Genomic DNA, 15,361 nt, shown 5'->3' with positions numbered 1-15,361 from the left:
GCGGGGTTCTGGTGGTGGCGGACGGTGTCGGGGCGGGGCTCAGCGGCCGGTACGTACGGCGGCCAGGGCCTGGTCGATCAGGGCCGCGGTCCGCCGTACGGCCGGGTCGTGCAGCAGCGAGTAGTGGTGGCCCTCGACGGTGTGCGCGTCGACGGGGCCGCTGACGTGCGGCAGCCAGCCCAGGGCGGGCAGGTCGGCGGCGTCGTCGACGCCCATGCCGACGCCGGCGTTGTGCGGCGAGCGGCGGGACGCGGCGACGAGCAGCAGCCGGGTGGCCGGGTCGGTGAGGTGCCCGGCCCGGTGGTCCGCCAGCGCCCGCAGGTGGCGCTCGAAGACCTCCAGGCGCTTGTCGGCGGTGTCCTTCGGGCTGAGCAGGCCCGCCGCCCGCAGGCGTCCGGTCACGGCCCGGCGCACCTCCTCCGGAGGCAGCTCCCGCCAGGCGGCCCGTACGTCCCCGTCCGCGCCGAGCCCGAGGTCCAGGTCGAGGAAGGCCTCCAGCGAGCGCAGGTAGCGCACGGCGGCGAAGGCGGTGTCCTGGGCGCGGTCGGCGCCGCCCAGCGCCCGGATACGGTCGGGGGTGTTGGAGTCGATCATGATCAGGAGGTCGGTCCGCTCACCGCGCCGTTCGAGCTCGACGGCCATCTGGTGCGCGACCGTGCCGCCCATCGACCAGCCGCCCAGCAGGTAGGGGCCGTGCGGTTGGCGGGCGCGGACCGCGGCGAGGTAACGGTCCGTCATCTCGGCGATGGTCCGCGGCCCCGTGCCGCCGGTCAGGGCGGGGTCGGTGAGCGCCGCGACGGGGCGGCCGTCGGTGAGGTGACGGACGAGTTCGCCGTAGCACAGCACGTCCCCGCCGGAGGGATGCATCAGGAACAGCGGGCGGTCGTCCCTGCCGCCCCGGCCGGTGCCGCCGTCGTGCAGCAGCAGGACCGCGTCGGCGTCGGTGCCGGGCTCCTCGGACGGTACGGAAGCGGTCGCGGGGGCCGCCGCCCGGTTCTCCGGTGCGCGAGCCGCAGGGGTCGGGAGGGCGGGCGCGGCGTGAGGTGCGCCGGGGGCGCCGAGCTCCCACTCCCGCACGTCCTCGGCCAGCCGCCGCACCCGCGCGGCGTAGGCCCCGAACGCCGCGTCCGCCTCGTCGGCGGGCAGCGCGTTCTCCAGTACGTCCCACTGCAGCAGGAGCGCACCGTGCTGCTCGATCACCTGGTGGTCCAGCCAGGTCTGCGGGGTGCTGCTCACGCCGTACACGGGTGTGCCGACCCAGTCCAGGTCGTGTCCGCCGCCCAGCGGACCGGACAGGCCCAGCGCGCTGGTGAAGACGACGGGGACGGACTCGGTGCGCCCGGTGCGCGAGGACTTCTCGGCGAGCAGGTCCAGGGCGGAGAACTCCCGGTGGTCCAGGTCCTCGAACAGGGTGCGCTGGGCCCGCGCGGCGGCGTCGGCGAAGCGGGTGCCGCGCGAGCGGTCCACCGTGTGCAGCATCAGCGAGGTGAAGTCGCCGACCACGTCGTCCGCGCCGGGCAGGTCCGCCGGCCGGTCGAAGAGGGTCAGGGTGATGGAGAAACGGTCCTGCCGTGCCCAGGTGCCGAGGGCTTCGCCGTAGGCCGCCAGCAGGACGGCCGTGGGGGTCAGGCCGCGCCGGGCGGCCTCGGCCTTCAACGCGTCCCAGCGGTCCGGCTCCAGACGGGCCGTGCGGCGCGCGAAACGGGGCCGCTCGCCCGGCTCCTGGGGCCGCACGGGCAGCGCGGGGGCGCCGGGCAGGCCGTCCGCGTCCAGCCGGGCGCGCCAGTAGGCGGCGGCGCGGGCGAACCCGGGGCCCTCGGTACGGCGTTCGAGCGCGGCCACGCAGTCGGCGAAGGTGGTCCGCAGGGGCGGCAGCTGGACGCGGGGGTCCTGGTAGAGGGTGCGCAGTTCGCGGTCCCAGATCAGGTAGCTGGCGGTGTCGCAGACCAGGACGTCGACGTCGACGAACAGGCGGACGACGTCGCCGGGCAGCCGGGCGGCCCGGATGTCGACCAGGGGCCAGCGGCCCGGGCGGGGTTCGCGGCGCACCATGCGCTCCCGGACGCGTTCCAGCCGCCGGGCGCGCTCGGCGTCGTCGTACCGGGTCAGGTCCTGGACGCGGATGCGGTAGCGGGGCACCCGGTCGAGGACCCGGTTGCGGCCCTCCGGCGAGACGACCGCGCGCAGCATCGGATGGCGGGCGATCACCGCGTTCCACGCCGCCTCGTAGCGGTCGGTGTCCAGGCCGGCGCAGTCGTACTCCAGGTGGAAGGAGCACGGTACGTCGCCCAGGCCGTAGCCGCCCGAACCGCCGACCCAGTAGGCGTGCTGCACCCGGGTGAGGGGGAATTCCCGCGGGCCGTCGTCCGGGGCGTCGTCCTGTCCGCCACCGGGTGCGGTCGCGGCGCGCGGTGCGGCGGGCGACGGGTCGGCGTCCTCGGGCCCGCCGGGCAGCAGCGGGGCCAGGGCCGCGATCGTCGGCCGGGCGAGCAGGTCCTGCAGTCGCAGGTCGGCGCCGTGGTCGTCGCGCAGCCGGGCCAGCATCCGGGTGGCCAGCAGGGAGTGACCGCCGAGCGCGAAGAAGTCGGCGTCGCGCTCGGTGACGGGGAAGCCGAGCAACTCCGTCCACAGGGCGGCCAGTTCGGTCTCCGCGGCGGTGTGGAGCTCCGCACCGGTCCGCGGCTGCGCGGCGGTCCCGGCGGGAGCGGAGCCGCCGGGGGCGGGGACGACGGTGGCGACACCCGCGGTGCGGGGCGCGAGGTCGGCCGGGGAGACCGCGACGGTAGCCGGGGCACGGCCCTGGGCCGCCAGCGCGAGCAGCCGGTCCAGGGAGCGCATGCCGTCCGCCAGGCCGATCGAGTGCCGGGCGGCCACCGTGCGCTCGGTGAGGCCCGGGCCCACGCGCCAGGCGTCCCAGGCCACGCTGAGCCAGCGGGTCGCCGCCGGGTCCGCGCCGTGCTCGTGCTCGGCCAGCGCGTCCAGGTAGCGGTTGACCGCGGCGTACGGGGCCAGGCCCAGGCCGCCGACGAGCGCCGTGGCCGAGGACATCAGCAGGACGGTGCCCGGCCGACGGCCGGCCGGGAGGGCTCGCACGGCGGCGCGCAGCGCCAGGGCGGCCGTGACCTTGGCCTGTGCGTGGGCGCGTACGGCCTGCTCCTCGGTGGCCCGCAGCGGTGCGACCGCCGCGGACGCGACCACGCCGGCGGCGTGCACGACCACGTCCAGCGGGCCGTCACGGTCGGTCAGCTCGCGCAGCAGGCCGGCGGTGGCACGCGGGTCGGCGGCGTCCACGGCGCGGACCTCCAGGTCGGCGCCGGTCTCGCGCAGGAGGCGTACGGTCGCGGCGCGCTCGGCCATGGTGCTGCCCGGTTCGGGGTCCGGGTCGAGTCCGGTGCGGCCGGTCACCACGACCCGCCGTCCGGAGCGGGCCAGGTGCCCGGCGAGGGCCAGGCCCACGTCGCCGAGTCCGCCGAGGACCACCGCGGTGCCGGTACCGGCACCGGCGTGCTCGTCCGTGTCCGCCACCGGCTCGGCCGGCCGCCAGGGAGCGATGCCCCGTATCCAGCGGTGGCCGCCGCGCACGGCGCTCTCGACGCCGCCGGGGGCACCGGACGCCAGGTCCGCGGCCTCCGCGCACACGGCGCGCAGGGCGGCGGCGTCCGGCGGTCCGGCCGGCAGGTCCAGGGCGCGCCAGCGCAGTCCGGGGAACTCCTGGGCCAGGACGCGGGGCACGGCGAGGGCCGCGGCGCCGTGGGCCGTCGGCCGGTCGGCGCTCTCCACCTGCTGGGCGTTCCGGCTGACGTGCAGCAGACAGGTCCGGTGCGCCCAGGCGGCGATCGTCCGGGCCAGCCGCGCGTAGCGCAGGACCGACGCGGTCACGGCCTCGGCGGGACCGGTCCCGTCGCCGCTCTCCTCCATGGGGGCGGAACCGTCGCACGAGTCGATCACGATCACGCCCGTGCAGGGTGTGTCCGGGGTGCGGGCGGCCTCGTCGAGGGTGACGGTGCTGGCCCCGGCGGCGGCGAGCGCGGTACGGATCTGTTCCTGCACCGGTGAACCCTGCGGGCCGTCGACGAGCCACCGGCCCGCCGGCTCCGGCCGGTGCGCGGCGGGCGGGGGCGTGCGCCGCCACATGGGCAGTTGGAAGGGCTCGGTCTCGTCGGGTGCGGCCGGTGCGGGGGTGGCACCGCCGTCGGCCGGGTCCGGTGCCCCCGCGGCAGGACGTCCCTGCGCGGGATGCGCGGCGGGCGGGTCGATCCACAGCCTGCGGGGGGTGAGGGGAAGGCCTGGCAGGGCGATCCGGCGGCGTCCCGGGCGGTGCAGGGCGGTGGCGTCCAGGTCGATCCCGTACGTCCACAGCTCCCCGGCGGCCGCGAGCAGCGCGGCGCGCCCGCCGCGGGTCTCGTCACGGTCGGGGAAGGTGGCCACGGTGGCGGGCGGCCGGGTGTCCCGCTGCCCGCGGGCCAGTTGGAGCAGCGCGCTGCCCGGCCCGGCCTGCACCAGGACGGCCGGTCCCCCCTCCAGGGCGGTGGCCAGGGCGTCGGAGAAGCGCACCGTGGAGCGCAGGTGGGCCGCCCAGTGGTCGGCGTCGGGCGCGGTGTGCAGCCACTTCCCGGTGAGCGTCGTGGCGAGCGGGACGGCGGGAGTCCGCGAGTCGACGGCCGCGGCGGCCGCGCGCAGTTCGGGCAGGACCGGGTCGACCAGCCGGGAGTGCAGGGCCGCGTCGACGTGGAGCCGTGCGGTGCGCTCGCCTCGGGCGGTGAGGACGCGTTCCAGTGCGGCGACGGCCTGCGAGGGCCCGGACACCACGCAGGACCGCGGGCTGTTGACGGCGGCCAGGTCCAGGCCGGGGTGGTCGGCGAGCAGGGCCAGGGTGTGCTCTTCGGACAGCGGGACCGTCAGCATCGCCCCGCCGCCGGCCACCCGGGACACGCCGTGCGAGCGGACCGCCACCAGGTTCGCCGCGTCCGGCAGGGACAGGGCCCCGGCCAGCACGGCGGCCGCGTACTCGCCGAGGCTGTGGCCCACCACCGCGTCCGGCTCGACGCCCCAGGAGCGCAGGGTGCGCGCGGTGGCGAGGGAGACGGTGAACAGGGCGGGGAGGCCGAAGGCGGGGTCGCGCAGCAGCCGGCGCGCCCGGTCGTCGGAGGGATCGGCCGTGACGAGCTCGGTCAGGCCGACGCCGGTGCCGTCGTCGAAGAGGCCGGCGCACTCGCGCACGGTGCGCGCGAACTCCTCCTCCTGGGCGTACAGGTCGCGGCCCATGCCCGCGTACTGCGCCCCGGCGCCGGGGAAGGCGAGCACGACCCTTGGGCGGGCGGGGCCGGGACGTCGGCGGGCTGCGGTGCGCAGGGCCCGGGTGTCGGTCTCCGTGTCACCGGTGAGGACGGCGGCGGCGCGGTGCGCCAGGGTGCCGCGGCCGGTGTGCAGGGTGTACGCGGCGTCGGCGGTGCCGGCCGCGCTCGTCCGCAGCGCGGTGGCGGTGGCGTCGGCCAGGCGTTCCAGGGCGTCGTCGCGGTGCGCGCTGAGCAGGGCCAGCTGCGGACGCGGGTCGGCGGGCGGCTCGGGCCGTACGGGGGCGCTGCCCAGGACGACGTGGCAGTTGGTGCCGCCGATGCCGAAGGAGCTCACCCCCGCGTACCGGTGCCCGGTCCAGGGCGTGGCCTCGTGGACGACGGTGAAGGGGGAGCCGTCCAGGCCGAGGTCGGGGTTGAGGGGCAGGGCGTCGAGGGTGGGCGGCAGCAGGCCGTGGTGCAGGGCGAGGACGGTCTTGGCGAATCCGGCGATGCCGGCGGCCGAGTTGGCGTGCCCGATGTTGCTCTTGACCGAGCCCAGCGCGCACCAGGCCGGGCCGGTGTCGCCGAAGACGCGGCGCAGCGCGGCGACCTCGACGACGTCGCCGAGCCGGGTGGCGGTGCCGTGCGCCTCGACGTAGGAGATGTCCCGCGGGGTGAGGCCGGCGACGGCGAGGGCCTCGGAGACGACGCGGGCCTGCCCGCGCGGCGAGGGGGCCGTGAAGCCGGTGCGGTCGCCGCCGTCGTTGTTGACGGCGGAGCCGTGCACGACGGCCAGGACCGGGTCGCCGTCGGCGAGCGCGTCCTTCAGCCGGCGCAGCACGGCCACGCCGACGCCCTGGGTGTGCACGATGCCCGTGCCATCGGCCGAGAAGGCGCGCACGTGTCCGTCGGCGGAGAAGATCCCGTCGGGGACGTGCAGGTAGCCCCGGCCCTGCGGGACGATCAGGGAGGACCCGCCGGCGAGCGCGGTGTCGCACTCGCCCGCCAGCAGGGACTGCACGGCCAGGTGCACGGCGACCAGGGAGGTCGAGCAGGCGGTGCCCACCGCGATGGCGGGACCGGTCAGCGCGAGCCGGTGCGCGACGTGCAGCGGCAGGTAGTCGGCCACTCCCGCGAGGGCCGCCTGCAGACTGCCGACGGGGTCGGTCGCGGAGGCCGCGTACCGGTCGGCCAGGTTGCGGGCCAGGTAGTCGCTGTGGGCGGCACCGGCGAAGACGCCCACCGCGCCCGCCCCGGCGCCGCCACCGTGCCCGGCGCTCTCCAGGGCCCGCAGGCAGGCTTCGAGGAAGAGCCTTTGCTGCGGGTCCATGACGGCCGCCTCGGCGTCGGTCAGGCCGAACGGTTCGGGGTCGAAGCGGTCCTGTCCGTCGATGAGTCCGCTGACGGGTACGTGGGCGGGGTTGGCCGACAGCCGTGCGGGCACGCCGCTCGCGGCGAGTTCCCGCTCGGTGTGCCGGGTGAGTCCGCTGCGGCCGCCGGCCAGCAGGTCCCAGTAGGCCGGGGTGTCCGGAGCGCCGGGGAAGCGGCAGTCCAGGGCGGTGACGGCGATCAGGTCGTCGTTGACGGGCGGGTGGTCCGGACGGGGGGTGGTCGGTGCGGTCATCGCGTGGTCTCCTCGGCGAGGGCGCGTGCGGCGACGCGGGAGGTCCTGCGCGTGGGCCGTGCGTCGTGCGGGGGCGTCGACGGGGTGCCGTCGACGGTGGGGGCGGCGGTGTCCGTGGCGTCTGCGGTGTGTATGGCGCGTTGCGCGGTGATACGGGCGGCCAGGGCGGCGACGGTGGGGTGCGCGAACATGTCGGCCAGCGCCAGGCGGGGGGCGATGCCCTCGCGGAGTCTGCGGTGGGTGAGGACCAGGGTGAGCGAGGTCGCCCCGAGAGCGCCGAAGGTGCTGTCGGGGGTGACCGGCTCGTCCGTGAAGTCGCGCAGGATGGCGGTCAGCGCTTCGAGTACGGCCGGATCAACGGCGGTGGCGGGACCGTGTCCGCCCCCGCTGCGGGGTGCGGACGGCGCGGGGGTGCGCCGGTCGGCATCGGCCGCAGCGCCTGGAGCCGGCATGTCGGGCGGCAGCGGCCGGTCGGTGCTCGCGGCGGGGGGTGCGGCGAAGGCTGTGCCGGGCGTCGCGTCGCTGGTCCCGCCGGGGCGGCGGACCACTTCGGCCAGTCCGTCGACGGACAGGCGCGGTGTGGCTGTCGTTGCGTCGGTGGTGCGCGCTACGTTGCGCAGCCACCGGGCGGCCGCGTCCAGGGCCTGGTCCGGGCGGAGCCGGCCGGGCCGTACCACGAGCGCGGCCTCCAGTCCCAGGGCGGCGGCCTCGGCGAGTGCGGCGGTGACCCACTCCTCGCCCACCGCGGCGGCCGTGGAATCGGAGCCGGGGGAGGAGAGGGAGGGAACGGCCGGGACCGTGCCGGTGTCCTCGGGGAGTGGGCCGGTGGGCGGTCCGGCGGGAGAGGCCGTGCCGGGTGCGGGCGCACCGGCCGATCGGGCGTCCGCCGGTGCGGCGGTCAGCGCCGCGTGGTCGATCTTCCCGTTGGCCGTGACCGGCAGCTGGTCCAGGACGACGAACCGTGCGGGGACCATGTAGTCGGGCAGGCGCTCGCGCAGGGCCTGCGCCAGCTCCTCGGCGGTCGGCGGTGCGCTCGCTCCCCGGGGGGAGAGGTGGGCGACGAGCCGGGGCCGGCCGTCGGGACCGGGCACCGAGGACACCACGCACTGGCGGACCGCCGGGTGGCGGCCGAGCACCGCCTCGATCTCGCCCAGTTCGATGCGGTGGCCGCGGATCTTCACCTGGCGGTCGACGCGCCCGAGGAACTCGATGGTGCCCTCGGCGGTCCACCGGCCCATGTCTCCGGTCCGGTAGAGCCGACGGCCCAGGACGGGGTGGACGGCGAACCGCTCGGCGCTCTGGACGGGGTCGGCGGTGTAGCCGCGGGCCAGTGCGTCACCGCCGATGAACAGCTCCCCCGCCTCGCCGACCGGACAGGGCGCGCCGTCCTCGTCGAGAACGAGGAAACTCTGACCGCGCAGGGCACGGCCGTACGGAATGCTGCGCCAGCGCGGGTCGACGTCCTCGACCGGGTACGTGATGGACCAGATGGACGCCTCGGTGGCGCCGCCCAGGCTCATCACGCGTGCCTGCGGGGCGAGCCGGCGCAGCCGGTCGGGCAGGTTCAGCGGGATCCAGTCGCCGGAGAGCATCACCAGGCGCAGGGTGCTCAGCGCCGCGGCGGCGTCCGGCTCCATCTCCGCGTACTCGACGAGCATCTCCAGCAGGGCCGGGGCGGTGTTCCACACGGTGACGCCGTGGCGGCCGGCCAGGTCGAGCCAGTGCTCCGGATCGCGCTGCCGGGCGGGGTCGGGCAGGACGAGGCTGCCGCCGGCGCCGAGGACGCCGTAGACGTCGAACACGGACAGGTCGAAGCTGAGGGCCGACAGCGCCAGCACCCGGTCCTCGGGGCCGATGGAGAACCGGTCGACGACGTCGTCGACGGTGACGCGTGCGGCGCGGTGCTGGATCTCCACGCCCTTGGGACTGCCGGTGGAGCCGGAGGTGAAGATGGTGTAGGCGAGATCGTCCGGGCGCGGCGTCACAGAGCCTTGCGCCGCGGGGCCTTGTGTCGCCGGGCCGGCGGGGCGGGTGGTGCCGCGGGCGGGGCGGCCCGCGGCGGTCAGGCGGTGCACGACGACATCTGCAGGCCACTCGACGCTCACGCCCCGGCCGGTCAGCGCGTGCCGGACACCGGCCCGTTCGCAGACGGCGGCGATCCGCGCGGCCGGCCAGGAGGGCTCGACGGGCAGGTAGCCCGCTCCGCCGGCGCTGACGCCGAGTACGGCGGTGATCTGCGCGGCGCTCTTCTCGCAGGCGACGGCCACCATGTCACCGGGGCCCACGCCATGGGCGGTCAGCAGGTCCGCAATGGCGGCGGCGTTGTCCGCGAGGCGGCCGTGGGTGACCGTCGCGGTGGAGGTGCGCAGGGCCGGCCGGCGCGGGTGCCGGCGTGCCGCGTCGGCGGCCGGGTCGTGCAGCAGGGGGCCGGCGGTCGGGAAGGGCGTGGCGTCCAGGGGCTCTTCCGGGCGGAAGGTGGGGTCCCAGCCCAGTGAGGGGTCGCGCCAGGCGGTGGGTTCGGTCAGGGTGCGCAGCAGGCGTACGTAGGCGTCGAGCAGGGCCGGGATCCAGCCGTCGGGGAAGGCGCCCTCGACCGCGTCCCAGGCCAGGCGCAGCCGTCCGCCCTCGTCCCACACGATGTGGTCCAGCAGCACCTGCGGGGTCTGGGAGATGCCGTGGACCTCCTGGCCGATCCAGGCGGCCGGGGGCTCCCCGTCGGCGTCCAGGCCCACTCCGCTGGTGAAGACCACCGGGTGGCTGGGGGCGCCCACCGGTTGCAGCGGCTGTCCCGGCCGCGAGGTCCGCGTCCGCAGCTCCCTGAGCACCTCGACGCCGGAGACGGACCGGTGGTCCAGGTCCTCCCAGAAGCGGTGGTTGACGGCGGTCGCGTAGTCGGCGAAGCCCTTCCAGTCGGCGGGGGCGAAGCGGGGCGTGCCGACCAGGGCGGTGGTGGTGAAGTCACCTACGACGCCTTCGGCCTCGGCGGCGTCCTCCGGGCGGTCGAAGAGGGTGGTGTTGAGGCATATCCGCTCACCGGCGCCCCACCGGCCGAGTACGACGGCGAAGGCGGCGAGCAGCGCGGCGGTCGGTGTGACCGCGTGCTCGGCGCACCGGGCGCGCAGTGCCGCCCAGGTGCCGGCGTCGAGCGCGGCGGCGGAGCGCACGAAGCGGGGCGGGGTGGTGTTGGCCGGGTCGCGCAGCACCGGAAGCCGCGGCGCGGGCGGCAGGGAGGGAGCCCGCTCGGCCCAGTAGGCGCGGTCCCGGGTGCGCCGGGCGGTCCACTCGGGGTCCTGGGCCCGGGCGCGCAGGAGGTCGGGGAACCGCGCCGCGGGTTCGGGGAGACGGTACGAGGGGTCCTCGACGAGGCGGCCCCACTGCCGCATGAGCAGCATCCAGCCGGCCAGGTCGGTCAGGAGCACGTCCACGCCGACGTGCAGCCGGGTCCGTCCGTCGGGCAGCAGCGTCGCGTGGACGTCGAACAGCGGCCACGATCCGGTGGGCCGGTTCTGGTGGGAGCGTTCGCGACGCTGGGCGGACAGTGTTTCCCCGACCCGGTCGGCGGGTTCGTGACGCAGGTCGGTGACACCGATCCGGTAGGCGCCGGGGGCGTGCTGGATGTGCTGCAGGCCGCGGTCGTCCACCGTCATGCGCAGCATCGGGTGGTGCTCGACCAGGCGGTTCCACGCGGCTTCCAGCCGGGCCACGTCCGCGAGCGGGTCCGTGTCCTCGGGAGTGCGGTCGTACTCGTAGTAGTAGAAGGTGGCCACTCCGCCCAGCGGCAGGCCTTCGGCCCGTCCGGCCAGGTAGGAGGCCTGAATCGGCGTCAGGGCGAAACCCTCGCTCGCCTCGTCCCGCCGCGTTTGCGCGGGATTCGCGGGGATCCGCGCCGGGGCATCGGTACATCGGCCGGGTGAAGCGGTACCGGGGCTCTGCGCGTCCACGAGCCGGTCCGTGATCGCGCGGGCGGTGGCGGTGTCCCCGAGGAAGGCGGTCAACGGCAGGTCGTGGCCGGTGCGTTCGCGGATGCGTCGCCTGAGCCGAACGGCGGTGAACGACTCGAGCCCCAGAGCCGCGAGCGGACCGGTCGCAGCGATCTGCTGCGGTGGTGTGCCGAGGACTTCGGCTATGCAGTCGATGACGCAGGTGAGGAGGTCGTCGCTCGGCACAGGCTGGTTCATCCGGTCTCCGTTGGAGCGCATGCGGGAAGGAGCTCCCCCGCTGTTCGGGCAGGGGGAGCAGGACACCGACGAACCTAAATGAAAATGATTATCGAATCAACTAGTAGACAGGGTTGTTGCCGCCGACCCGCGTCAGGACCCGCAGCCCGAGGTCCGGGTCGCCCGCCGGGCGGAAGGACAGGCCGGCCTCGGCCGCCTCGGTTGCCAGCGCCTCCTCCGGAGCGACCCACCAGCGGTACTCCACCGACGCCTGCGTCAGCGGGCTGCCCTGGCGCAGGGTCCGGTACTCCATGTGCCAGGTGATCTCGTCCGTACCCGAGGGCCGTGCGCTCGCCCACCCCTCGTACTCCGACAGGCCGATGGTGGCGTGGGCCATCCGCACCCGTTCCACTGTCGTCGGCTCGAACGGCGGCGTGACGTTCACCACCAGCGCTCCGCCGGGGGCGAGATGCCGGGCGGCGCGGGCCCACAGCGCGCGCCTCTGCGGGGGAGGCAGGTGCCCCAGCATGTTCAGCGCCACCACGGCGCGCACGCCGTCGGGCCAGTCGAAACTCGCGCAGTCGCCGGCCGTCACCGTGACCCGTCGGCGCAGTTCGGGATCGTCGTGGAGGCGCGCCAGCAGGACGGCGCGCATGGCGACGGAGGGCTCGACGGCCAGGACCGGCGTCCGGGGGAGCGCGTCGCAGATGACGCGTACCCCCCGCCCGGATCCGGCGCCGAGATCCACCACCGCTCCGGTCTTCGCCTTCACGCCGGTCAATACGTCCGCCAGGGCCGGAGCCAGTGGCCGCCAAGCGTCGGCGATCATGATGTCGAGATACTCCGCGGACCGCTCGTAGGGGTCGCTCATCACCACTCCAAGGTTGGGTGTCAGGACGCCCGCCGCTGGGCGGGCGCGTACTGGCGCTTCGGCCTGCCGTGGCCGGGAGCGCAACCGGCGTTGCGGGCGGGCGCAGTCCGATCCGCCGCACCGGACGGTCGCGCCCGCATCGCAGGCCAGGCATCGCCCGATGCCGGCCGCTGCTTGCGCGGGTCGTGGGGCCGTGCACCCGTGGTGGCCGGGGCGTCCGTCCCTCCTCGCGGGTCCACGCGGCCGGACTGCATCCGGCGGTACTCGCCGCTTGCGGGGCGGATCGCCTGGCCACTCCCGCCTTGAGAGGAGTGGATCCGACATGTCGGCGCCCGAAGTCCGGCCGACACTACATGTAATGAAAGTCATATTCAATAAATGTGTCGCTCTGCCGTGTCCGGGATCACTTGCGAAGGGCGGAGCGCGTCGCCCCGATCGCAGGTCCCCTCGGCATGGGGCCGGGTGGCGGGGAAGGCGAGGCGGTCGATGGCGGCTCGGCACCTGCGGGGTGCCAGGGGCCGCGGCGACGTGGCGCGAACGCTTTGCGGCAACGGACCGCACGTCGCCAGTGGGTCGTGGCAGGGGTGGTCGACAGGGCGATCGGGGTGACGGGGGCGACGTGTGCCGCGATGCGCAGCGGCCGCAAGTGCCCCGTGCTCACGTCCCGGTGGCGGGCTCGGTGGGGATGCCGCGTCGCCGGCCGGTGACTTTGGCGGAGGGGAGGCGTCCGGCTTCGGACCGGCTGCGCGTTTCACCGGGCGGCGTCTCGCAGGCGTTCGCGACTTCGTGGGTGGTGGCCAAACACGCCGGGTGAGAGGCCGGCATCCGTCGGGCGCCACTGGTCGTCCTGAGCGGCTTCGTCGACGCACCGGCGAGGTGTGCGGCCCGTTGCCGACGCGGCTGCTGGAATCCCTTGGGAGGGCGCGCTGTCATGCGGGGATGCGGGAGAGGATCGCCTCCAGGCCGAAGGTGAAGCGCTCCTCGAAGTTCTGCCGGAGGTGGGGCAGGACCCGGTGCAGCGCAGGGTGCGTGCCGGGGTCGACGGCCTGGGCGAGTCTGTCGTCGCTCTCCTCGGGGGCGGCTTGTTCCTCCTGGGTCAGGCCGAGGGCGAAGTAGGTGATGGTCCAGACCGTCCAGGCCGCCTGCTGTTCGTCGGCGCCTGCTTGCAGGAGCGCGTGGACGAGGTGGTCGGCGAAGCGCAGGGTGTGCGGTTCGGCCGGGTAGGTGCCGGTGACCAGGGCGGCGCCGTCGCGGTGGGCGAGCAGGGTGCGCCGGTAGCGGGCGGCGAGTTCGCGGACGCGCTCCAGAGGGACGTCGGGCAGGTCGTCGTAGCGGATGTCGGCGGCGACGGCGTCGGCCATCAGTTCCAGCATCCGGGCCTTGGTCTTCACGTGCCACAGCACGGTGTTCATCCGTACGCCGAGGTGGTCGGCGACCGCCCGGGTGGAGAGACCGTCCAGTCCGCGCTCGTCCAGGACGTGGAGGGCGGCGTCGATCACGGCGGTGCGGGTGAGCTGGTTCGTGACGTCTTCCCCGACTTGTTTCTTGGTCACTGACCTAGTTTACTGCATGCCAACCATTGGTCACTGACCAAGAACATGTCGAGAAAGAGAAAGACCATGAATTACCAAGCTGTCGTTGCAGGTGCCGGGCCTGTGGGCCTGTGGCTGGCCGGCGAACTGCGCCGCGCCGGCGTCACCGTCGCCGTGATCGAGCCCCGCCTCGAACGCGACTCCCGCTCCCGCGCGCTGACCGTGCACCCGCGCACCATCGAGACCTTCGCCTCCCGCGGTGTGCACGAGCCCTTCGTCAGCGAGGGCATGCCGCTGCCCGGCGGGCACTTCGGCGTCCTCGACTCCCGCCTGGACTTCCGCCGCCTGCCCAGCCCCTTCCCCTACACCCTCGCCCTGCCCCAGGAGCGCACCGAGGCACTGCTGGAGGGCCAGGCCCTCGACCTGGGCGCGGACATCCTGCGCGGATACGAGGTGACCGGCTTCACCGAGCACCCCGACCACATCGCCGTCCGGATCGCCGGACCGCACGGGCCCACCACCCTCCAGGCGGCCTACCTGGTCGGCTGCGACGGCGCCCGCAGCACCGTGCGCACCGCGGCCGGCATCGGCTACCCCGGCACCCCTTCCACCGTGCTGGGCTGGCTCGGCGACGTCCGTCTCGACGAGCCGCCCGCTCCCGGCTACAGCTCCTTCGGCCCGGCCGGAACCCTCATGGCCGTCCCCATGCCCGGCGGCCTGCACCGCCTGGCCGGCATCACGCCCCGCGACCTGACCACCACCTGGCCCGGCGACCTCACCCTGGAGGAGCTGCGCGAGAACGTCATCGCCATGGCGGGCACCGACTTCGGCCTGCGCGACCCGGTCTGGCTCTCCCGCTACGGCAACGCCACCCGCCTGGCCGACCGGTACCGCAAGGGCCGCGTCTTCCTCGCCGGTGACGCCGCCCACCAGCACTTCCCAGCCGGCGGCGTCGGCATGAACGTCGGCATCCAGGACGCCGCCAACCTCGCCTGGAAGCTCGCCGCCACCCTGGGCGGCTGGGCCCCCGAGGGCCTGCTGGACACCTACCATGCCGAACGCCACCCCGTCGGCGCCGACCTGACCGCCACCAGCCGGGCCCAGGTCGCCCTGATGACCGCCTTCACCCCCGAGGGCCTGGACCTGCGCGGTCTGCTCGCCCGGCTGATCACCACCCTGCCCGACCTCAACGACCGCCTGGCCGCCCAGGTCAGCTCCCTCGCCGTCATCTACCCGCCCACCACCCCGGGCGCGCACCCGCTGACCGGCACCCGCGCCCCCGACCTCACCCTCGGCGACACCGGCCTGTTCGCGCTGCTGCGCGCCGACCGCCACCTCCTGCTGGACCTCACCGGCAGCGACCGCCTCGCCGCGTACGCCCGCACGGGACTGCACGTCCACACCGCCACCCCGTACCAGCCCCCGGCCGAGTTCGCCGGGGTCCGCGCCGCCCTCGTCCGTCCCGACGGCCACATCGCCTGGGCGAGTGCCGAGCACGACGACACCGCCCTCGCCGGCAGCCTCACCGCGGCCCTCGCCACCACGCACCGGAAGTGAGCCGCCCCCTGACCGTCCAGCGCACCGACCCGCCCGCCCTGCCCCCCGCACCCGGCCTCATCAGCCAACTCGTCGTCACCACCGGCCACCGACGCACCGACCGGTCCGTCACCCGCAACTCGGCCGCGATCCGCGCCGTGTCCGCCCCGGCCTCGCACCACCTGGCCGCCTCCAGCCGCACGGCCTCCCGTTCTCCCTGCTCCGCGGGCGTCAGCCCGCCCCCTTGCGCATACCGCATAAAGCCGTCGTACCGCAGGGATCACCACTCGTCACGACCGCCCGGACATCGCTGATTCAACCTGAGCAGCGTCATGCCGGAGTCCACAGGGCCTGCTCTCGAGCAG

General features: G+C 75.4%; 6 protein-coding genes. 2 read left to right on the top strand and 4 right to left on the bottom strand.

Annotated features, from left to right (window positions below; translation table 11 throughout):
• Positions 1-39: 39 nt before the first annotated feature.
• The 4 genes from IE271_RS19385 to IE271_RS19370 all read right to left on the bottom strand — a co-directional run bounded on the left by IE271_RS19385 (position 40) and on the right by IE271_RS19370 (position 13,481).
• Positions 40-6,900 carry a type I polyketide synthase gene (locus IE271_RS19385; RefSeq protein ID WP_190191607.1) on the bottom strand — a complete coding sequence of 2,287 codons (6,861 nt, stop codon included), beginning with the start codon at positions 6,898-6,900 and terminating at the stop codon, positions 40-42.
• Positions 6,897-11,078, bottom strand: coding sequence for a non-ribosomal peptide synthetase (locus IE271_RS19380; RefSeq protein ID WP_190191606.1), 4,182 nt, complete (start codon positions 11,076-11,078; stop codon positions 6,897-6,899). Before IE271_RS19380 ends, IE271_RS19385 begins: the two co-directional genes overlap by 4 nt.
• 100 nt (positions 11,079-11,178) lie before the next feature.
• A complete protein-coding gene (locus tag IE271_RS19375; RefSeq protein WP_190191605.1) occupies positions 11,179-11,928 on the bottom strand; it encodes a class I SAM-dependent methyltransferase in 750 nt (249 codons plus the stop codon).
• Positions 11,929-12,857: 929 nt separating this feature from the next.
• Positions 12,858-13,481, bottom strand: a complete 624-nt coding sequence (locus IE271_RS19370; RefSeq protein WP_190191604.1) for a TetR/AcrR family transcriptional regulator C-terminal domain-containing protein — start codon at positions 13,479-13,481, stop codon at positions 12,858-12,860.
• 66 nt (positions 13,482-13,547) lie between these two features.
• Here IE271_RS19370 and IE271_RS19365 point away from each other — a divergent pair, with 66 nt between their 5' ends.
• Positions 13,548-15,017: an FAD-dependent monooxygenase gene (locus IE271_RS19365; RefSeq protein WP_190191603.1), complete on the top strand. Its 1,470-nt coding sequence runs from the start codon at positions 13,548-13,550 to the stop codon at positions 15,015-15,017.
• Positions 15,014-15,310 carry a hypothetical protein gene (locus IE271_RS19360; protein ID WP_190191602.1) on the top strand — a complete coding sequence of 99 codons (297 nt, stop codon included), beginning with the start codon at positions 15,014-15,016 and terminating at the stop codon, positions 15,308-15,310. Before IE271_RS19365 ends, IE271_RS19360 begins: the two co-directional genes overlap by 4 nt.
• Positions 15,311-15,361 lie beyond the last annotated feature (51 nt).

It is taken from the genome of Streptomyces minutiscleroticus, assembly GCF_014650875.1.
Lineage (GTDB): Bacteria > Actinomycetota > Actinomycetes > Streptomycetales > Streptomycetaceae > Streptomyces > Streptomyces minutiscleroticus.
This window is presented reverse-complemented; position numbering and strand designations above follow the sequence as displayed.